General features: G+C 68.6%; 17 protein-coding genes and 1 other RNA gene. 7 read left to right on the top strand and 11 right to left on the bottom strand.

Annotated features, from left to right (window positions below):
- The first annotated feature begins 1 nt into the window (after position 1).
- The gene (locus tag FBR43_RS02165) at positions 2–733 is read left to right on the top strand and encodes a class I SAM-dependent methyltransferase (protein WP_136941580.1); all 732 of its coding nucleotides are present in this window, start codon (positions 2–4) and stop codon (positions 731–733) included.
- 134 nt (positions 734–867) lie between these two features.
- Here FBR43_RS02165 and FBR43_RS02160 read toward each other — a convergent pair whose 3' ends face one another.
- The 3 genes from FBR43_RS02160 to FBR43_RS02150 are packed head-to-tail and all read right to left on the bottom strand — an operon-like array spanning position 868 to position 4,709.
- Positions 868–2,067, bottom strand: a complete 1,200-nt coding sequence (locus FBR43_RS02160; RefSeq protein ID WP_212611870.1) for a serine hydrolase domain-containing protein — start codon at positions 2,065–2,067, stop codon at positions 868–870.
- Positions 2,064–3,314 carry an SAM-dependent methyltransferase gene (locus FBR43_RS02155; RefSeq protein ID WP_249276403.1) on the bottom strand — a complete coding sequence of 417 codons (1,251 nt, stop codon included), beginning with the start codon at positions 3,312–3,314 and terminating at the stop codon, positions 2,064–2,066. The genes FBR43_RS02160 and FBR43_RS02155 overlap by 4 nt, the downstream gene beginning before the upstream one ends.
- 18 nt (positions 3,315–3,332) lie before the next feature.
- Positions 3,333–4,709, bottom strand: coding sequence for a cryptochrome/photolyase family protein (locus FBR43_RS02150; protein ID WP_136941579.1), 1,377 nt, complete (start codon positions 4,707–4,709; stop codon positions 3,333–3,335).
- A gap of 133 nt (positions 4,710–4,842) precedes the next feature.
- On the opposite strand from FBR43_RS02150, the gene FBR43_RS02145 reads away from it, so the two are divergent.
- The 5 genes from FBR43_RS02145 (at position 4,843) to mscL (ending at position 10,876) form a co-directional block, all read left to right on the top strand.
- A complete protein-coding gene (locus FBR43_RS02145; protein ID WP_136941578.1) occupies positions 4,843–7,647 on the top strand; it encodes a DUF3857 domain-containing protein in 2,805 nt (934 codons plus the stop codon).
- A gap of 64 nt (positions 7,648–7,711) precedes the next feature.
- Positions 7,712–8,665, top strand: a complete 954-nt coding sequence (locus FBR43_RS02140) for a polysaccharide deacetylase family protein (protein ID WP_136941577.1) — start codon at positions 7,712–7,714, stop codon at positions 8,663–8,665.
- Entirely contained in the window at positions 8,662–9,552 is an 891-nt protein-coding gene (locus tag FBR43_RS02135; RefSeq protein ID WP_136941576.1) for a GNAT family N-acetyltransferase, read from the top strand. Before FBR43_RS02140 ends, FBR43_RS02135 begins: the two co-directional genes overlap by 4 nt.
- Before the next feature lie 36 nt (positions 9,553–9,588).
- Positions 9,589–10,323 carry a DNA repair protein RecO gene (gene recO / locus FBR43_RS02130; RefSeq protein WP_136941575.1) on the top strand — a complete coding sequence of 245 codons (735 nt, stop codon included), beginning with the start codon at positions 9,589–9,591 and terminating at the stop codon, positions 10,321–10,323.
- Positions 10,324–10,390: 67 nt separating this feature from the next.
- Positions 10,391–10,876, top strand: a complete 486-nt coding sequence (gene mscL, locus FBR43_RS02125) for a large conductance mechanosensitive channel protein MscL (protein ID WP_136941574.1) — start codon at positions 10,391–10,393, stop codon at positions 10,874–10,876.
- On the opposite strand, the gene FBR43_RS02120 is transcribed toward mscL, so the two are convergent.
- The gene (locus FBR43_RS02120) at positions 10,873–11,304 is read right to left on the bottom strand and encodes an RrF2 family transcriptional regulator (RefSeq protein WP_136941573.1); all 432 of its coding nucleotides are present in this window, start codon (positions 11,302–11,304) and stop codon (positions 10,873–10,875) included. The genes mscL and FBR43_RS02120 overlap by 4 nt on opposite strands.
- Positions 11,305–11,392: 88 nt before the next feature.
- Between FBR43_RS02120 and ssrA the strand changes: the two genes are divergently transcribed.
- Positions 11,393–11,737, top strand: a transfer-messenger RNA (tmRNA) gene (gene ssrA, locus FBR43_RS02115).
- Positions 11,738–11,841: 104 nt separating this feature from the next.
- Here ssrA and FBR43_RS02110 read toward each other — a convergent pair.
- The 7 genes from FBR43_RS02110 to FBR43_RS02080 all read right to left on the bottom strand — a co-directional run bounded on the left by FBR43_RS02110 (position 11,842) and on the right by FBR43_RS02080 (position 19,364).
- On the bottom strand, positions 11,842–12,033 hold the full coding sequence (locus tag FBR43_RS02110) for a hypothetical protein (protein WP_136941572.1): 192 nt from the start codon (positions 12,031–12,033) through the stop codon (positions 11,842–11,844).
- Between the two features lie 59 nt (positions 12,034–12,092).
- Positions 12,093–13,067, bottom strand: coding sequence for a phytoene/squalene synthase family protein (locus tag FBR43_RS02105; protein ID WP_136941571.1), 975 nt, complete (start codon positions 13,065–13,067; stop codon positions 12,093–12,095).
- 85 nt (positions 13,068–13,152) lie between these two features.
- Entirely contained in the window at positions 13,153–13,734 is a 582-nt protein-coding gene (locus FBR43_RS02100; RefSeq protein WP_136941570.1) for an LOG family protein, read from the bottom strand.
- Entirely contained in the window at positions 13,731–15,209 is a 1,479-nt protein-coding gene (locus tag FBR43_RS02095; protein ID WP_136941569.1) for a phytoene desaturase, read from the bottom strand. Before FBR43_RS02095 ends, FBR43_RS02100 begins: the two co-directional genes overlap by 4 nt.
- Complete coding sequence (gene crtY / locus FBR43_RS02090; RefSeq protein ID WP_136941568.1) at positions 15,206–16,369, bottom strand: lycopene beta-cyclase CrtY; 1,164 nt, start codon at positions 16,367–16,369, stop codon at positions 15,206–15,208. The genes FBR43_RS02095 and crtY overlap by 4 nt, the downstream gene beginning before the upstream one ends.
- A 91-nt stretch (positions 16,370–16,460) precedes the next feature.
- On the bottom strand, positions 16,461–18,524 hold the full coding sequence (locus FBR43_RS02085; RefSeq protein ID WP_136941567.1) for a catalase: 2,064 nt from the start codon (positions 18,522–18,524) through the stop codon (positions 16,461–16,463).
- A gap of 45 nt (positions 18,525–18,569) precedes the next feature.
- Complete coding sequence (locus FBR43_RS02080; RefSeq protein WP_136941566.1) at positions 18,570–19,364, bottom strand: aldo/keto reductase; 795 nt, start codon at positions 19,362–19,364, stop codon at positions 18,570–18,572.
- Between the last annotated feature and the right edge of the window lie 52 nt (positions 19,365–19,416).

Genomic DNA, 19,416 nt, shown 5'->3' with positions numbered 1-19,416 from the left:
GATGGACAGGATCGTCTATGACCGCATGGCCGCGCACGACAGCACGCACTGGTGGTATCGCGCGCGCCGCGAGATCCTGAGCGACTATGTCGCGCGCGAGGCCGGGCTATCCGCCGATGCGCGTATCCTCGAGATCGGCTGCGGCACCGGCCACAACCTGCCGATGCTCGCGCGCTTCGGCAACGTCGAGGCGATCGAGATCGACGCGGCGGCGCGCGCCATCGCCGCCGAGCGGCTGGGCCAGCCGGTAGGCGACGCGCCCTTGCCCGAGCTGCCCGGCGTCGCGCGCGGTGCCTACGACATGGTCGCCGTGCTCGACGTGATCGAGCATGTGGGCGACGATGTGGCGGCGCTGCGCGGCATCGCCGAGACGCTGAAGCCCGGCGGCTGCATCCTCATCGCGGTGCCCGCGCATCGCTGGATGTGGTCGGCGCACGACGTGGTGAACCATCACCACCGCCGCTATTCGAAGGCGAGCCTCGATGCCGCGATCCGCGCCGCCGGCCTCACGCATCAGGGGCTGCGCTGGTGCAATTCGCTGCTGTTCCCGCTCGCGGTCGGCGCGCGGCTGGCCGGCCGGCTGACGGGCCGCGACGACAGCGACGATTCTCCGCCCCCCGCGCCCGTCAACCGCCTGTTCGAGGCGGTATTCGGGCTGGAGCGCCACCTCATCGGCCGCGTGCCGATGCCGATGGGCCTCTCGCTGCTGACGATCGCGCGGCGCCAAGCATAAGCCAAATATTCCCCGTTCGTGTCGAGCGAAGTCGAGACACTTCACCGAGCGTAGTCGAGGCTGCGCGGATCTACGCCTCGACTTCGCTCGGCCATGTCCCTCGACTTCGCTCGGGACGAACGGGATTGACGCGTTTACCGCGCCGCCGCCAGCAGCTTCGCCTGGAACGCCATGCGCTCGGCCGAAAGCGCGCTGTCGGTCGCCTTGGGCCATGCGCTCACCATCGCCACCACTACGCGTGCGGCGGGGTCGATCAGGATCGACTGGCCGAAGATGCCCTGCGCGCCGAAGCGGCCTTCGGGATAGGCCCACCATTGATAGCCATAGCCGAAGCCCGCGCGCGGGAAGGCCACCTGCGCCTTGGTCGCCTCGGCGAACCAGCCCGCGGGCACCAGCCCCTCACCGCCGTCGAGCACCAGCTGCCCCATGCGCGCATAGTCGCGCAGGCTGACCGACAGGCAGCAGCCGCCGATCTCCTGGCCCGACTGATCGATCATCCAGAAGGCATCGGCCTCCATGCCATAGGGCCGCCACACCTTTTCGCTCAGATAATTGGCGAGCGGCTTGCCCGTCGCCTTGCTCACCAGCACGCCGATCAGGTTGGTCTCGCCGGTCTTGTAGACGAACTTCTCGCCCGGCGCGGTCTCGCGCGGCAGCGTGCGCATATAGGCGACCGTCGGGTCCATGCCCGGCGGCACGGGCACCGTCAGCATCCGCGCGACGTCGGAATTGGGATCGGTGTAGTCCTCGTTCCAGCGCACGCCCGAGGTCATGGTGAGCAACTGCGCCACGCTCACCCCGTCATAGCCGCTGCCGGCCAGCTCGGGGATGTAGCGCGTGACCGGATCGTCGACCGAGCGAATCGCACCGTCGCGGATCGCGGCACCCACCAGCGTCGAGGTGAACGACTTGGCCACCGAAAAGCTCGTCCAGCGGCCTTGGGGCGTGAACCCCAGGCCATAGCGTTCGAGCACGACCTGCCCGTCCTTAAGCACGATCAGCCCGGCAATCTTCTGCGCCGCCATGAAGCCGTCGACCTCGGCGGGCGAAATGGCCAGCGGCGTGCCCGCGGGCAGCGCGCGCGGCCGCGCGCCGGCCTTCACGACATGGCCGGGAAAGATCGTCTCCATGGCGCGGAAATTGGCCTCGCGCTGTTCCTGCGACCAGAACAGCACTTCGGCGCCGGCGGCGCGCAGCCGCGCCTCGGGTACGCTGTCGAGGCGGACGGCCTGCGATACCACCGGCGCATTGGCGGGTGCATCGCTCGCCACCGGTGCCGTGGTTGCGGCACAGCCCGCGAGCGCAAGCGCGCCCAGCATCGTCCAGAGCTTCATGTCCCCTCCTTCACCAGCGTCACCTGCGCCACGTCGATCCCGCCGCCGCGAAAGCCGCCTTCGCAATACATCAGATAATAGCGCCATAGCGCGCGGAATTGCGCGTCGAGATCGGCGGGCAGCCGGCCTGCGGCATCGGCGGCGTCGAACGCCATGCGCCAGCGCCGGAGCGTTTCGGCATAGTCCATGCCGAAGCCCCGCCGGTCGGTCCAGCGCAGCCCGTACCGCTCGGCGATGGCGCGAAAGCGCGCTTCGGACAGCAGCATGCCGCCGGGAAACACATAGGCCTGGATGAAGTCGACATTGCGCGCGTAGTTCTCGAACACCGCATCGTCGATCGCGATATACTGGATCGCGGCGCGCCCGCCGGGGCGCAGCAGCCGTGCGATGGCGGCGCAATAGGCGGGCCAGAAATCCTGCCCCACCGCCTCGACCATCTCGATGCTCGCGATCGCATCATACTGGCCGGTGGCGTCGCGATAGTCGGTGAGCGCCACCGATACGCCGGGAAGCCCCCGCGCCTCGACATGCGCCTTCTGCTCGGCCGACAGCGTCAGGCCGTGCACGCGCCGTCCGCCCGCAGCGGCGACGGCGGCGAACGAGCCCCAGCCGCAACCGATCTCGAGGATCGCGTCGCCCGGCCTGGTCGCGGTGCGGTCGAGGATCGCCGCCAGCTTGCGCGCCTGCGCGGCCTCGAGCGGCTCGTCCGCCTCGGCGAACATCGCGCTCGAATAGGTCATGCTCGCATCGAGCCACGGCGCGTAGAAGTCGTTCCCCAGATCGTAATGATAGGCGACATTGGCGCGTGCGCCCGCCGCATCGTTGCGCCGCGCGAGATGCGCCAGCCGCCGCCCGATGCGCGACCATGGCCGCGCCCGCGCGGTATCGCCCAGCGCCGCGCGGTTGCGCACGAACAGTTCGAACAGCGCGACCGGATCGGGGCTCGCCCATTCGCCCGCCGCCCATGCCTCGTACCAGCCGGCCGACCCGCCTGTCGCGAGACGATAGAGCGCGCGCCATGACCTGAGGTCGACCACCGCCGCCGGCCCCGGCGCGCGTCCGCCGAGCAGCCGCCGCCCGCCACCCGGCAGCGTCGCGTCGATCGAACCTTCGGGCAGCCCCCGGTCGATCCGGTCGAGCAGCGGCGCGAACAGCCGGTCGACGCCCGGCAGCGCCAGCGCGCGCGCCTGCCCGATCCTCCGCCCGCGGTTGCGCGTCATGCCATGCATCGCGGCCACCCATGCCATCGCCGCCGCGCGTTGCAACTATTTCGCGTGTTTGCCGGCTTTCAGCGCGCGCTCGCGCGCCTCGCGATGGCCGATGATCTTGGCGGGATAGTCCTTCGGCCGGCAGCCATGCTCTTCGGGATCGTGGATCACCGCGTCCGAAAGCTTCGCCAGCTCGGGCACCCACTGGCGGATATAGTCGCCCGCCGCGAACTTCTCCGATTGCGACAGCGGCGCCATGATCCGGCTGAACATGTTCGAATCGAGCCCGGTGCCCGCCACCCATTGCCAGTTGACGCCGTTCGATCCGTAATCGGCATCGACCAGGCAATCCCAATACCACTGCTCGCCCTTGCGCCAGTCGATTAGCAGGTGCTTGATGCAGAAGCTCGCCGCGATCATCCGCACGCGATTGTGCATCCACCCCGTCGTCCATAATTGCCGCATCCCGGCATCGACGATCGGATAGCCCGTCTGCCCCTTGGTCCAGGCGTCGAAGTCGCTGCCCGCTTCGCGCAGGTCGCGCCACGGCAGCTTGTCGAACTTGTCGCGCGCGTTCTTCGAGGGATAGTCGGGATATTCGGCGATGACGTTCTGCGCATAGTCGCGCCAGCCGAGCTCGCTCAGAAATATGTCGACCGACCCGCCCGCATCGGCGACCCGGTGCCACACATAGGCGGGCGACACCTCGCCGAAATGGAGATGTGGCGAAAGTCGGCTGCTGCCCTCGATCGAGGGCAGGTTGCGTGTCTCGTCATAGTCGCCCGCGCGCTTGACGAACGCATCGACGCGCCGCCGCGCCCCCGCTTCGCCCGGTGTCCATTCCTTGCCGAAGCCCTTGGCCCAGTCGGGCTTGGTCGGCAGCAGGTCCCAGTCGTCGAGCTTGTCCGAGGCGGGCCATGTCTTCGGCGCCGGCACCGTGCTCGGCCGGTTGGTGGGCCAGGGCGGCGGCATATGCTCCTTCAGCGCGCGCCAGAACGGGGTGTAGATCTTGAACGGCGTGCCGCTGCCGGTCGTCAGCGACCCCGGCGGCGCGAGGTAATTGCCGTCGTGGCACACCAGATCGAGCCGCTTGGCCACCGCGCGCTCGGCATTGCGCCACCACGGCTCGTAATGGCGGATGCAATGCACGCGGCTCGCACCGCACGCTTCGGCGACCGCCGCCAGTTCCGCGTCGGCGCGCCCACGCCGCAGGATCAGCCGCGAGCCGCGCTCGCGCAGATCGGCGTCGAGGCTCGCAAGGCTGTGATGCAGCCACCAGCGCGAGGCACCTCCCATCGCCCGATGCTTCGCACCCTCGTCATCGAGCACATAGACGGGCACCACCGGCCCCTCCTCGGCCGCGGCAAGCAGCGCCGCCTGATCGGCAAGCCGCAGGTCGCGGCGGAACCAGAGGAGAGCAGGGATATCGGGCATGGGGAGGGCGTTCCGCTGGCAATTGATTCTGCCGCCAACCTGCACGCAGGCGCGCGGTTCCGCACCCTAGTCACACGCCCATCGCGTGCATAAGGTGGCACACAGGGGATAAGGGTTTCGGGGCGGGGCCAAGATGTTGCGTTCGATCACTTTCGTTGCGTGCCTTCTCGCTGGCACGGCGCCTGTCAGTGCGTCCGACGTGCCGCTGTACCGGCCGGCGCCCGAATGGGTGAAGCAGGCGCCGACGCCCGATCCGGCCAATCTGCCCAGCCCGCGCCCGCAATTCCTGATCCTCGACCAGCAGCAGCGTATCGAGGATGGCGGCGTCGCCAGTTATGTGCGTTCGGCGGTGCAGATCGCCAACGCCGCGATGCTCAACGAGGCGGGCACCTTCAGCGTCGACTGGCTGCCCGATCATGGCGACGTGATCGTGCACCATGCCCGCATCCTGCGCGCAGGCGATACGATCGATCTGCTTGCCAAGGGCGAAAGGCTGAACGTCCTCAAGCGCGAACTCGGCCTCGAACAGCGGATGCTGACGGGCATCCTCACCGCGACGATGGAGATCGAAGGACTGCGCGTGAACGACGTGCTCGACATCGCCTTCACCGTCACCAATCGCGATCCGGCGCTGGGCGGTCGCGTGCACAGCGCGATGCCGGTGATTGCCAGGCCCGTAACGGCGGGGCTGGCGCGCAACCGCATCCTGTGGTCGAGCGCCGATGGCGTGGCGCTCCGCAGCCATCTCGACGGGGTGACGCTCACGCCGCGGCAGAGCGGTTCGTTCAGCGAAGTCGAGTTCGTCGGTCCGGCGCCCAAGCCCGCCGAGATACCCGGTGATGCGCCGCCGCGTTTCCGGCCGCTGCCGATGATCGAGGTGAGCAACTTCGGCGACTGGGCGACGGTCTCGCGCACTTTCGCGCCGCTATATGCCACGCAGGGACTCATCGCGGCCGGCAGCCCGCTCGCCGCCGAAGTGGCGCGCATCCGCGCCGCCGCCACGACACCGCGCGAACGTGCCGCACTCGCGCTGCAATCGGTGCAGGCTGAAATCCGCTATCTGTTCCGGGGCATGGCCGGCGGAAACTACACGCCGCAGGCGCCGGCGCGTACCTGGGAAGTGCGCTACGGTGACTGCAAGGCCAAGACCTTGCTGCTGCTCGCGATGCTCCACGCGCTCGAGATCGAGGCCGAGCCGGTGCTTGCAAGCATCGAAGGCGGCGATCTGGTCCCCAAGCGGCTTCCCGGTGCGGGCGCGTTCGATCATGTGCTCGTGCGCGCGTCGATCGACGGCACCGACCTGTGGCTCGACGGGACGGGGCAGGGCGCACGGCTGGCCGATATCGAGGACACGCCACCCTTTCGCCACGTCCTGCCGCTGCGCAGCGCGGGCGCGGCGCTGATGCCGCTGCCGATCCGCGCGCCGGCGCGACCCGATATCGCGATCGACCTCGAGCTCGATCAGTCGGCGGCGCTGTCGCTTCCCGCGGTCTACACGCTGCGCATGACGGCACGCGGGCAGGGCGCCGAGATGCTGCGCATGGCAAATACGCAGGGCACCGAGGATCAGCGCGAAGCGATGGCGCAGGAGATCGTCGGCCAGTATCTGCCGCGCGCTCGCGTCGTCTCGCATGGCATCAGCTTCGACGACGCCGCCACTACCGGCACGCTCGAAATCGAGGGCATTGCGCAGGTAGACTGGTCGCGCGAGGCAGGCAGGCATCAGCGCACGCTCGACTTTGCGGTCGGCAAGGCGGCGTTCGCGCCCGATCGGACGCGCTCCTCGTGGAAGGCGATTCCCGTCGCTACCGCCGGCCCCACCTCGTTCGCGTTTCGCGCGCGCACGCTGTTGCCCGACAATGGCCGGGGCTATGTGATCGAGGGCGACCGCACGCTGCCCGAGCGGCTGGGCGGCATGAAGGTGTCGCGCAGCGTCGCGCTCGATCAGGGTGTGGCGACGGTGGAGGATCGCATCGTCGCGACGGGCATCGAGATCGCGCCGGGCGAAATCGCTGCCGAGCGTGCGACGCTCGCCGCCGCCGAGGGCCGACTGCTTACGGTCAAGGCGCCGGCGGACCTACCGCTCAGGCATGTCGAACGGGCAAAAGCGCGCGACACCGGCAAGCTCAAGCGGCTCGATGCGGCCTATGCGCGGATCGTCGCCGACGGCAGCGAGGACGATGACGCGAGCGCGTTCGAGAATCGTGCGCGCTATCGCGAGCTGCTGGGCGATTTCGAAGGCTCGCTCGCCGATATCGACCGTGCGATCGCGATCGACGCGAGTCGATCGAGCCTGCACTACCGCGCCTATCTGCTCTATGTCCTGCGACGCGACGCCCAATCTCTCGAAACCATCGCCCGCGCGCATGAAACCGAGCCCGCCGATTTCGACACACTTGCCTATTATACCAATCGTCTTTCCGATGCCGGCCGCCATGACGAGGCGCTCGAACTTATCGAAGCGCGCGTGGCAGCAGGCGGCGAGGAGAAGGCTGCCGCGCTTTCGCACAAGGCATCGCTGCTCGCGATGATGGGCGAGGCTGACGCGGCGATCACCGCGATCGACTCGGCGGTCGAGGTCGATCCACGCGATGCGCACATGCTCAACAACCGCTGCTGGTTGCGCGGTCAGCTCGGTATCGGTCTCGATGCCGCACAGGCCGATTGCGATCGTGCGATAGCGATGGGCAGCAATCCCGCCTCGGCGCTCGACAGTCGCGCGCTGATCCATCTGCGTGCGGGCCGGCTTGCAGAAGCGCGTGCCGATCTCGACGAAGCGCTTACGATCGCGCCCGAGATGCAGGCCGCGCGCTATCTGCGCGGCATCGTGCGTCACAAGTCGGGCGACGCGAAGGGCGGCGCCGCCGATATTGCCGATGCGGTCGCGATGGCGCCACGCATCGCCGACGATTACACGCGCTGGGGGATAAAGCCCTAGCGCTGGCGACCCCGGCCCCCCGCATTGGCGAAATCTTCACCGCCGCCGCGCTAGGCCCGCGGCCATGCCCCATGCCTTCGTCACCATCGATACCGAGCTGATGTGGCGCCACCACGCAGCCGGTCTGCCGCCCGCCGAGCAGATCGCGCGGTCGATCGATCCGGCGGGGGTGGGGGTCGCCTTCCAGCTCGGGCTGCTCGCCGAGCATGGCCTCAAGGCCTGCTTCTTCGTCGATCCGATGCCCGCGCTCGCCTACGGCCTCGATGTGGTCAAGCGCATCGTCGCGCCGATCCTCGATGCAGGGCAGGAAGTGCAGCTCCACCTCCATCCCAACTGGGCAGGCGCGCGCGCGGGCGATGGGGGTGCTGGCCATGCCCGATTCGAACTGTGTGATTACGGCGCCGCCGAGCAGCGCGATCTGATCGAGGGCGCCGCCGATCTCCTTACGGCCGCCGGCGTGCCGCAGCCCATCGCGTTTCGCAGCGGCAGCTATGCGGCCAACGACGATACGCTGGCGGCGCTCACCAGCCTGGGCTTCGTGTACGACAGCAGCCACAACGGTTCCGAGGCGCCTTGGCCGAGCGGCATCGGCCTGCCCGCGCGCGCCATCGCGCCCGTGGTGCGCGGCGGGCTCATCGAATGCCCCGTCACGCTGATCGAGGCGCTGCCCGGCCGGCTGCGCCATTTCCAGATCTGCGCGCTCTCGGCGGCCGAGATGCGCGCCGCGCTCGACCATGCGATCCGCCGCGATCATGCCGCCGTCACCATCGTTGGTCACGGCTTCGAGCTTGCCAACCGCGCCGGCACGCGCGCCAATGCCGTGCATGTCCGCCGCTTCGTCGCGCTGTGCCAGATGCTGTCCGACCGTGCCGACGCGCTGCCCACCGCCTGGTATCGCGATCGCCCCGCGCTACCGCTCGGGCAGGGTGATGCGCCGCTCGGCCCCAGCCTGCTGCGCACGCGGCTGCGCGAGGCCGAGCAGCTCTGGTCGAACCTCGTCGCCGAGCGCGCGGCATGAGTGCTGCGATCGAGCTGCCGCTGTCGTTCCGCATCGGCGCACGGACGCTGCTGCGCCTCAGGCGGCGGCTGGTGCGCGTCGCCCTCCCGCTCGATGCCGCGATGGCGGGCGAGGTGCCCGCGCTGCCGCCGCTCCCCGCCGGCGCCGACGGATATTCGCTGCTCTCGGTGCCGCTGCCTGCGCTGCCGGCACTGCGCTGGATCGCGGGGCCGATGCTCGCGCACGAGCGCCAGCGCTATCGCCGCTACTGCACCGATCTGTCGATCGGGCGCGATGCGTGGCTTGCCGGGCTGTCGGGCAATTTGCGCTCGAGCCTCAAGCGCAAGCGCCGCAAGCTGGCCGATGCGTCGGGCGGCGCGATCGACATCCGCCGCTATCGCACCCCCGAGGAGCTCGCCGCCTTCCACGCCATCGCGCGCCCGCTCGCGGCCGAGACCTATCAGGAAAAGCTGCTCGCGATGGGCCTGCCCGGCGACCCCGCCTTCATCGAGGCGATGCTGCGCCGCGCGGCGGCGGGCAGCGTGCGCGCCTGGCTGCTGTTCATAGGCGGCGTGCCCGCGGCCTATCTCTACTGCCCCGTCGAGGGCGATTGCGTGCTCTACGAATATGTCGGCCATGCAGAGAGCTTCGACGCGCTGTCGCCCGGCACATTGCTGATGGCCGAGGCGCTGGGCGACCTGCTCGACGAAGCCGGCGGCCCGCGCTGGTTCGACTTCACCGAGGGCGAGGGGCAATTGAAGCGTCAGTTCGCGACGCATCACGTCGAGTGCGCCGATCTGCTGCTGCTGCGCCCCGGCATCGCCAACCGCAGCGCTCTCGCCGCGCTCGGCGCCTGGGACGGCGCGGTCGCGCGTGCCAAGAAGGTCCGCGCGCGCCTCGCGCGCTAGGTTTTCCAACCGTAGAGCCGCGCGCTAAGGCAAGGCGTGCATCTCTCGGCTCCCGCGATCATCCTGTCGATGCGCCAGCATGGCGAGCATGGCGCGATCGTGCGTGCGCTGACGCCCGACGACGGCGTGCAGCCCGGCTATGTGCGCGGCGGCCGTTCGCGCGCGCTGCGGCCGGTGTTGCAACCGGGCAATCTGGTGCAGGGCAACTGGCGCGCGCGCACCGATGCGCAACTGCCCGCGCTCACGATTGAACTGACGCACAGTCGCGCGCCGTTATTCGCCGAGCCGTTGCCCGCCGCCGCGATCGCCTGGCTCACCACGCTCACGGTCTCGACGCTGCCCGAGGCGCAACCCTATCCGCGGCTGCATGCCGGGCTGGCGGCCGCGCTCGACGCGATCGAAGCGGCGCCCGTCGCGCGGCGCTGGGCGACGCTGGTCGCGCGCTACGAATTGCTGCTGCTCGCCGAGCTGGGCTTCGGCCTCGCGCTCGATGCCTGCGTGGCGACGGGCGTGACCGACGATCTCGCTTGGGTCAGCCCGCGCAGCGGCGGCGCCGTCAGCCGTGCGGCGGCGTACGGACACGAGCCGCGCTTGTTGCCGCTGCCCGCATTCCTGCGCGATGGCGGTGAGGCGCCCGACTGGCCCGCCTTGTTCGCGGCCCTCGCGATCACCCGCCATTTCCTCGACCGCGATCTGCTGCGCGACCGTGCCGCCGATCTGCTCGCCGCGCGCGACCGGCTGGGCGGCCTGCTTGCCCGCGCGGCGGCCTGAAATCGGCGCTTTCGCGGGCGCCATATTTCGGGTTAGCGTGCGCACGAAACGAACGGGGGACTGCGCCATGCTCGACGAGTTCAAGACCTTCATCGCCCGCGGCAACGTGCTCGATCTTGCGGTCGGCGTCATCATCGGCGCCGCCTTCGGCACGATCACCAAATCGCTGACCGACGATGTCATCATGCCGGTGATCGGCGCGATCTTCGGCGGGTTCGACTTCACCAGCTATTTCGTGCGCCTCGGGCCGGTGCCCGAAGGCTATGCCGGGTCGCTCACCGATTATACGGCATTGAAGGCCGCCGGCGTGCCGCTGTTCGGCTATGGCGCGTTCGTCACCGTCGTCATCAACTTCCTGATCCTCGCCTTCATCGTCTTCCTGCTCGTGCGCTCGGTCAACCGCATGCTCGCGCGCATGGAGAAGGAAAAGGCCGAAGGCACGGCGCGGCCGGCCGCCGAGGCCGCCGAAGTCGTGCTGCTGCGCGAAATCCGCGACGAGCTGAAGAACCGGCCGGCCCCCGAAGCGGCGACGATCCGGCCCACCTCGCTCTAGGCAGCCGCCAGATCGCGCGCGTGCGTGTCGGCCAGGCTGGTGCCGTCGAGGATGCGCGCGGTCTCGTCGCGCACGCGCGCCATCGCATGGCGGATCGCGCAGGTCGCCTCGTCGCGGCAGTCGGTGCAGGGCCGATAGGCGGTGCGGCTGACACACGGCACCAGCGCCAGCGGCCCCTCGATCACCCGGATGATCTCGCCCAAGGAGATGAGGTGCGCCGGCCGCGACAGGCGGTAGCCGCCCGCCTTGCCGCGCGTCGAGACGAGGAAGCCCGCCTCGCGAAGATCGGCGAGGATCAGCTCGAGGAACTTGCGCGGTACATTGGCCTCGGCGGCGATGCGGTTCATCGGCGTGGGTGCGCCGCTTACGGGCTGGGCCGACAGGAAGATCATCGCGCGGAGCGCGTATCGGGAACGCTGCGTCAACATGATGCCACTGCCCATGCCACGGCTTTATGGCAGGGGAAAGGCCGAATCCCCGCCGTACCGCTGGGAATTGCGCGGCGTGCGCAAAGGCCCCCTTTTCGCCGCCGCGCGCATCGCCTATATCGGCCGGTGCCGGGTTCGCCCGGCTATGGCGATAAAATGTAGCGTGTCATAGACGCAGCGGACCCGGGGGCAGTACCCGGCGGCTCCACCAGAAATGGTGGTGATACTGGACACCGTTTCTGACGGGGCCGAACCAGGATCGACGTGTGTTGAAAAGCGCTGCTTTCGCCCGGAATGGGACCACCGCAACGGCCCATCTCACAAGTGCCAACGATAACGAGGCGCTCGCGATTGCAGCCTAACCCAAGACCTCACGGTCTAGGTTAGATTGACGAAAGCGCGGTTGGACGCACCGGGCAACAGAAGCGTTACGGCGGCCGCCGGGGGAGCCGAGCAACAGAATCCCCCGGACCTCTTTCGTGCGTTTCAGCGTGGCTGAAACGAGAGCGGCGCCGGGACCGCATTCGCAAACCACTCCTAATCGCGCACGATCGGCAGCGCCCAGCGGATCTGGTCGCGCAGCATCTTCTCCAGATCGTCGGCGCCGGCATGGTGCGCGGCAGCGCGCTTGCGCAGCAGCCGGTGCAGCAGTTCGGCGCGCGTCGCGGGCGCACGCGCGGCGCGTCCCTGTTCTAGAGCGCGCGAGAAGCGGAACGACAGGCGGGTCAAGCGGCGATACTCTGCTTACTGCGAGACGCGACCATCGCACGGGCCGGGTTGCGCGTAGCTTACCCGGTGGGGTTAGCCGGGCGTTCACCACGCGGCCGCGTCCACAGCGCCGGATCGCGCGGCGTCGGCGGATAGAGCGTCGCGCGCCGCGCCGCCTGTCCCAGCGAGCGTGCGATCCAGCCGAGCTTCTCGGCGGCCGAAGTCGTCGCGCGATGGTTCCAGCCATGCTCGCCGGCGGCGGCCACCTTGCGCGCGATGTCGCCATAGATGCCGGCCGCCGCCAGCACCGCCCATGCCGAGCGGAACGGCAGCGCCGGCGTGCCCGCGCGCGCGCTCTCGGCATGCGCCTCTGCGCGATCGGCAAGGCGGCGCGCCAGCACTGCGAGCCGGCTGCGGAACGGCGGCTTCATGTGCTGGCCGGGCGGAATGTCCATCTCCACCAGCCATTCGACGGGCAGGTAGCAGCGCCCGACGCGGTCATCCTCCTCGATATCGCGTGCGATATTGGCGAGCTGGAACGCGAGCCCCAGGTCGCACGCACGATCGAGCGTCGCGTCGTCGGAAGGATCGACGCCCATCACCACCGCCATCATGCAGCCGACGACGCCGGCGACGTGATAGCAATAGCGATACAGATCGGCCTCGCTGCGCGGGCGCCAGTCGTCGGCGTCGAGCTGGAAGCCGTCGATCATGTCGTCGGCAAAGGCGCGCGGCAGGCGGGTTTCGGCGGCGACGATGCGCAGCGCGTCGAACGCGGGATCGCCCACCTGTTCGCCGGCAAAGGCGCGTGCCGTCGCCGCGCGCAGCGCCGCGACGCGCTCGGGCGCGTCGGCCACCAGCGTCATGCCATGGCCGTGATCCTGCCCGTCGGCCACGTCGTCGCATGCGCGGCACCAGGCATAGAGCAGCCAGGCGCGCTCGCGCGTGACCGGATCGAACAGCTTCGATGCCGCCGCAAAGCTGCGACTGCCGCGCTCGATCGATTCGCGCGCGGTGGCGACGATGGCGGCACGCTGGGGCAGGGGATGCGTCACGCCGCCCGGTTTCCCCGTTCGCGCTGAGCCTGTCGATGCACTGTTCTTCCTCAGCCGGCGAACGGCGAAGGCATGCGATCGCGCCTCACAGCTCCTCGCGCGCCATGCGGAAGATCGGCGTGTGCGGTTCGTACGCCGCCATCCGGTCGAGCAAGCGGTCGAGCTCGTCGTCGACGATCAGGATGTCGCGATGCTGCGGGCGCAGGAAGCCCACCGCCGCCATGTGATCGACGAAGGCGACGAGGTGGTCGTAATAGCCCGCCGCGTTGAGCAGCCCCACCGGATCGCCGTGATAGCCGAGCTGCGACCAGCTCATCGCTTCCCACAGTTCGTCCATCGTGCCGGTGCCGCCGGGGATCGTCAGAAACCCGTCGGACAGATCGGTGAAGCGCTGCTTGCGCTCGTGCATCGTGCCGACGGTCTCGAGTGCGGTGAGGCCGCGATGCGCGACCTCGGCATCGACCAGCGCCTGCGGGATGATGCCGATCACCTCGCCGCCCGCCGCCAGCGCAGCATCGGCCACCGCGCCCATCAGCCCCAGCCGACCGCCGCCATAGACGACGCCGATGCCGCGCTCGGCCAGCCGCTGCCCCACGGCGCGCGCAGTTTCGATATAGACGGGATCGGCGGGCGTCGCCGATCCGCAATAGACGGCAACGCGCTTCACCGCCGGTCCTCGAGCATCAGCTGTGCCGTCGCCTTGGCGCTTCCCACTACGCCCGGAATGCCCGCCCCCGGATGCGTGCCCGCGCCGACGAAATACAGGTTGGGAATATGGTCGTCGCGGTTGTGCGCGCGGAAATAGGCGCTCTGCGTCAGCAGCGGTTCGAGGCTGAAGGCGCTGCCCTGATGCGCGTTGAGGTCGCGCGTGAAGTCGGCGGGCGTGTAGCTGAACTTGGTGACGATCCGCTCGTGGATGTCGGGAATCAGCCGGCGCCCCACCTCGTCGAGGATGCGCTTTTCGTACATCGGCGCGATCTCGTCCCAGTTCGCCGGGAACTTGCCCTGATGGGGCACGGGGGCCAGCGCATAGAAGGTCGAATGTCCCTCGCGCGCCATCGCCGGATCGGTGACGGTGGGGTGGTGCAGATAGAGGCTGAAATCCTCGCTCAGCACGCCATGGTCGTAGATGTCGGCGAGCAGCCCCTGATAGCGCGGGCCGAACAGGATCATGTGGTGCGGAATGCCCGGCCACGTTCCCTTGATGCCGAAATGGACGACGAACAGCGACGGCGAGAAGCGCTTGCGCTCGAGGCTCGCGGCGGTGCGCTTGGCGCTGCGCGAGCCCGACAGCAATTCGCGGTAGCTGTGCATCAGGTCGGCATTCGATGCCGCGGCGTCGACATCGACATGGAAACCGCTCCTCGTCGTCACGCCCGTCACGCGGTCGCCCAGCGTCTCGATGCTCGCCACCGGGTCGCCCAGCCGCAGCTCGCCGCCCAGCCGCTCGAAATGGCGCACCATCCCCGCTACCAGCTTGTTGGTGCCGCCCTTGGCGAACCACACGCCGCCATCGCGCTCCAGCTTGTGGATCAGCGCATAGATGCTCGACGTCTTCATCGGGTCGCCGCCCACCAGCAGCGTATGGAAGCTCAGGGCCTGCCGCAGCTTCTCGTTCTTCACGAACCCTGCGACGATCGAATAGACCGATCGCCACGCCTGGTATTTGGCCAGCGCGGGTGCTGCCTTCAGCATCGATCCGAAGTCGAGGAACGCCTTCGAGCCGAGCTTGACATAGCCCTCCTCGTACACGCCGCGCGAATATTCGAGGAAGCGCGCATAGCCCGCGATGTCGGCGGGATCGAGCTTGCCGATCTCCTGGCGCAGCACCGCATCGTCGTTGGTATAGTCGAAATTGGTGCCGTCGGGCCAGTTGAGCCGGTAGAAGGGGTTGACCGGCAGTAGCTCGACATCGGCGGCCATGTCGTGGCCCGACAATGCCCAGAGTTCCTGCAACGCCTCGGGCGCGGTGATGACGGTGGGGCCGGCATCGAAGACGAAGCCGTCGCGCTCCCAATAATAGGCGCGCCCGCCGGGCTTGTCGCGGCTTTCGAGGATCGTCGTCTGGATGCCCGCCGATTGCAGGCGGATGGCGAGCGCCAGCCCGCCGAACCCTGCGCCGATCACTGCTGCGGTCTTCACTGTCTTGACTCCCGGATGGCGGCAATCGCGCGGCCGATCGGCACCGGCGGCTTGCCGGTCAGCACGCGCATCTTGTCGAACATGGTCGAACGCCCGGCATAGAAACGGCTGACCAGACGGGCGTCGAGGCGGTAGAAGCGCTCGAGCACGCGCCAGCGTTCCTCGGGCTCGGCGGCCTTGAACAGCATCGCCGTCAGCATCCGGTAGAAGCCGCGCTCGCGCCACGTACGCGCCGCCGCCGCGTGCGTCGCCGCGTGCAGGCCGGTGCCAGTATAGTCGGTCAGCCGCGCCAGCATCGCGGCGGTGCGCACCGCATCGGGCAGCGAATAGCCCGTCAGCGGGTGGAACAGCCCGCCGCGCATCCCCGCCTTGGCCACGCCCTTGCCGCCTGACTGCCAATATCCGTCGAAATCGCCCGCCCACACCACCGGCAGCGCGCCGGCTTCCTGGCGCACGACGCGCTCGACCTGCCAGCCGCGCGCGGCCGCATAGTCGGCGATGCGCGAGCTGTTGGTGCCATGTGCGATCTCGGGCGTGTCGCTGTAATAGGTGTCCTCGACGAACATCCGCCGTTCGGCGAAGGGCAGGCAATAGACGAAGCGATAGCCGTCATGCTGCTCGACCGTCGCGTCCATCACCATCGGATCGGACGCGTCATGCGGTGCCGCGAGCGCCAGTTCCTCGCCGACGAATTTCTGCCAGCCCATCTCGAAGAACGAAAGGTCGCCCGCGCCGCGGCAATCGATCACGCCATCGGCCTCGATGCGGTCGCCATCGGCCATCACCACTGCGCTTGCGCTCGCCGCCAGCACGCGCCGGCCGAGCATCAGCGCCTGCGCCGGCAGCTTCTCGCGTACCACGCGGTCGAGCCGCTGCGAATCGATGCTGAAATAGGGCGCCTCGATGCTGCGACCATGCGCGGGGAAGGCGATCGCATAGCGATCCCAGCCCCAGGTGACGAGCGGCGCGACGATCCAGCGATCGGCATCGGCGATGTCGGCGGCGAAGAACGACCAGATGTGGTTGCCGCCGACGCGATTGGCGCCGTCGATCAGCCGCACGTCGAGGCCGGGGCGCGTCTCGCGCAGCGCGAGCGCGATCAATGCGCCGGCCAGGCCCGCACCCACGATGGCGACATTGCAGCGGATGGTGGACGGCATCGTCCTCGCCTAGCCGGGATCGCGGGCGTGCGAAAGGGGACGAAGGACGGTCCCCGTGCGACGGATCGCGCCGCCGCACGGAGCACGCGTCTCAGGCGAGCATGCGCACCTTGGGCTCGCGATCGTAGAACCGGTGCTTGGCGGCTTCGATGAAGTCCTCGCCGAGCCCCGTCACGCCGTCATCGGCTTCGACGCCGGCCTTGTCGAGCAGCGGCTGCGCGGCTTCGTTCGCGCCGATCGCCTTCAGATGCCCGAACGCATCCATCGCGAACTGCACCGCCGCACCTTCCCTGCACAGCGTCTTGCAGCCTTCTTCCGATAGCACGATCGCAACCGCATCGAAGATCTGGCTGGGCGATCCGGCAAGCTGGCCGTCGGCCTTCTGCGTCTTGCCGTCGGAGAGCTTGGCGCCGCCCACCTTGGGCGCGACGATCACTGCCTTGGCGCCGGCCGCCTCGACCGCATCCTTTACCTTGGCCAAGTCGCCTGCATCGGTGCCGTCGGCGATCAGGATGCCCACCGCGCGGCCCTTGAGCGTGGCCTTCATGTTCTTGTGGATCGACAGCGCGTCCGAAGGCGCCATGTCGACGGGCGCGCGCGCCGCCTCGGCCTTTTCGGGCAGGTCGATCGCCAGCCCGTCGGCGACGCGCTGCGCCAGCTCCTCGTCGACGTTGCGCAGATTGGCCACCATGCGCGGCCGCACCGCTTCTAGCCCGACCTTCGACAGCTCGAACACGAACGACGATGCGATATGCGCCTGCTCGTGCGCGTCCTGCGAGCGGTAGAACAGCCGCGCCTGGCTGTAATGGTCGGCGAACAGTTCGGCGCGCACACGCAGCTTGTCGCCCTGCTCGTCGTCGCCCGTCGCGGCATTCACCGTCGCGAAGCCGCGCTTCGGACTTTCGCGCGGCCCGCCATCCTCGCCGAACTCGGCCAGGCTGTTGGGCTCGTAATTGGCGCGGCCCTTGGGGACATGCGTCTGCATCTTGCCGTCGCGCTGGAAATTGCCGAACGGGCAGCGCGGCGCGTTGATCGGGATCTGGTGGAAATTGGTCGTTCCCAGCCGCGAATTCTGCGTGTCGAGATAGCTGAACAGCCGGCCCTGCAGCAGCGGATCGTTCGAGAAGTCGATGCCCGGCACCACATTGGTTGGCAGGAACGCCACCTGCTCGGTCTCGGCGAAGAAATTGTCTGGATTGCGGTTGAGCGTCAGCTTGCCGATGATCCGCACGGGCACGTCGTCCTCGGGGATCAGCTTGGTCGCGTCGAGCACGTCATAGGGCTGCGCGCGCGCGAATTCCTCGTCGAACACCTGGATGCCGAGCTCCCATTCGGGAAAGTCGCCGCTGTCGATCGCTTCCCACAGGTCGCGGCGATGATAGTCGTTGTCGGCGGCCTGCAGCTTCAGCGCCTCGTCCCAGATCGTCGATTGCAGACCGAGCACGGGCTTCCAGTGAAACTTGACGAAACTGGCCTTGCCGCCATCGTTCACCAGCTTGAAGGTGTGGACGCCGAAGCCTTCCATCGTGCGCAGGCTGCGCGGCAGCGTGCGGTCGCTCATCGCCCACATCAGCATGTGCGTCGTCTCGGGCATCAGGCTCGCCCAGTCCCAGAAGGTGTCGTGCGCGCTGCCTGCCTGCGGATAGGCGCGATCGGCCTCCATCTTCACCGCATGAACCAGATCGGGAAACTTGATCGCGTCCTGGATGAAGAACACCGGGATGTTGTTGCCCACCAGGTCCCAATTGCCCTCGCGGGTGTAGAATTTCACCGCGAAGCCGCGCACGTCGCGCGGCGTGTCGACCGATCCGGCGCCGCCTGCCACCGTCGAGAAGCGCACGAACACCTCGGTCTTCTCGCCCTTGGTGAACACCGCCGCCTTGCTCAGGTCGCTAACGTCGTCGGTCGCCTCGAACACGCCATGCGCGCCCGATCCGCGCGCATGAACGATGCGCTCGGGGATACGCTCGTGATCGAAGTGGAAGATCTTCTCGCGAAGGACGAAGTCCTCGAGCAGCGTCGGCCCGCGCGCGCCCGATTTCAGGCTGTTCTGGTTGTCGCTGATCGGCACGCCGTGGTTGGTGGTGAGCACGGGGGCGTCGCCCGTCGCCTGCTGATGCGTTTCGCCGCCGTTGCCGGGGTTGCGGTCTTGCATGGTAATTCCTTCGGGGAGGTCGCGCGCCAGACCGGCGCCCGCACTTCACATCCCGAACGTCCGGGGATTGGGTCCGATCCTTCCATCCTCTCGATCAAGCGCATCGATCGCCTCGATGTCGTGCGCCTCGAGCGCCACGTCGGTCGCGCGGCGATTGTCGCGCATATGCGCCTCGTCGGCGGCCTTGGGGATGGCCGAGAGGTCGTGCGCTAGATGCCACGCCAGCACCACCTGCGCCGCCGAGGCATGATGCCGCTCGGCGATAGCGACGATTGCCGGGTCGGCAAGCAGGTCGCCCTGGCCGAGCGGGCTCCAGCTCTGCGTGACGATGCCGTGTTCGGCGTGAAAGGCGCGCGCTTCGCGCTGCTGGAAGTGCGGATGCAGCTCGATCTGGTTGACCGCCGGCGTCACGCCCGTCGCCTCGACGATCGCCTCGATATGCTCGGGCAGGAAGTTCGACACGCCGATCGAGCGCGCCTTGCCCGCTGCGCGCAGATCGATCAGCGCGTTCCACGCATCGACGAAGCCGCCCGCCTCGGGCACTGGCCAGTGGATCAGATAGAGGTCGACGGCATCGAGGCCGAGCAGCGCCAGGCTCTCGTCGAGCGCGGCGGCGGCATCGCCGTGCCGGTCGTTCCACAGCTTGGTGGTGACGAACACGTCCTCGCCCTTCACCGCGTCGCCCACGCCGCGCTCGTTGCCATAGATCGCGGCGGTATCGACCAGCGCATAGCCTGCGTCGATCGCGCGGCGCACGATGATCCCCGCCTGCGCATCGGGAATCTGGTAGGTGCCATAGCCAAGCGCCGGAATGTCGCGGCCGTCGTTCATCCTCAGCATGCGCTTGATCCAGATAAAGGCATCGAACGCGTCTGAACCGGCGAACGGGCGA

Source organism: Sphingomonas baiyangensis, assembly GCF_005144715.1.
Taxonomy (GTDB): domain Bacteria; phylum Pseudomonadota; class Alphaproteobacteria; order Sphingomonadales; family Sphingomonadaceae; genus Sphingomonas; species Sphingomonas baiyangensis.
Note: the sequence above shows the minus strand (reverse complement) of the source record. Positions and strands in the feature narration are given on the sequence as shown.

What these genes read in the sequence shown, in the direction of transcription:
- FBR43_RS02135 (WP_136941576.1), top strand. Translation starts at nt 8,662, where the DNA reads ATGAGTGCTGCGATCGAGCTGCCGCTGTCGTTCCGCATCGGCGCACGG.
- FBR43_RS02080 (WP_136941566.1), bottom strand. Translation starts at nt 19,364, where the DNA reads ATGCTGAGGATGAACGACGGCCGCGACATTCCGGCGCTTGGCTATGGC.
- FBR43_RS02145 (WP_136941578.1), top strand. Translation starts at nt 4,843, where the DNA reads ATGTTGCGTTCGATCACTTTCGTTGCGTGCCTTCTCGCTGGCACGGCG.
- FBR43_RS02160 (WP_212611870.1), bottom strand. Translation starts at nt 2,067, where the DNA reads ATGAAGCTCTGGACGATGCTGGGCGCGCTTGCGCTCGCGGGCTGTGCC.
- FBR43_RS02165 (WP_136941580.1), top strand. Translation starts at nt 2, where the DNA reads ATGGACAGGATCGTCTATGACCGCATGGCCGCGCACGACAGCACGCAC.
- FBR43_RS02120 (WP_136941573.1), bottom strand. Translation starts at nt 11,304, where the DNA reads ATGTTGACGCAGCGTTCCCGATACGCGCTCCGCGCGATGATCTTCCTG.
- mscL (WP_136941574.1), top strand. Translation starts at nt 10,391, where the DNA reads ATGCTCGACGAGTTCAAGACCTTCATCGCCCGCGGCAACGTGCTCGAT.
- crtY (WP_136941568.1), bottom strand. Translation starts at nt 16,369, where the DNA reads ATGCCGTCCACCATCCGCTGCAATGTCGCCATCGTGGGTGCGGGCCTG.
- FBR43_RS02150 (WP_136941579.1), bottom strand. Translation starts at nt 4,709, where the DNA reads ATGCCCGATATCCCTGCTCTCCTCTGGTTCCGCCGCGACCTGCGGCTT.
- FBR43_RS02085 (WP_136941567.1), bottom strand. Translation starts at nt 18,524, where the DNA reads ATGCAAGACCGCAACCCCGGCAACGGCGGCGAAACGCATCAGCAGGCG.
- FBR43_RS02140 (WP_136941577.1), top strand. Translation starts at nt 7,712, where the DNA reads ATGCCCCATGCCTTCGTCACCATCGATACCGAGCTGATGTGGCGCCAC.
- FBR43_RS02155 (WP_249276403.1), bottom strand. Translation starts at nt 3,314, where the DNA reads ATGGCATGGGTGGCCGCGATGCATGGCATGACGCGCAACCGCGGGCGG.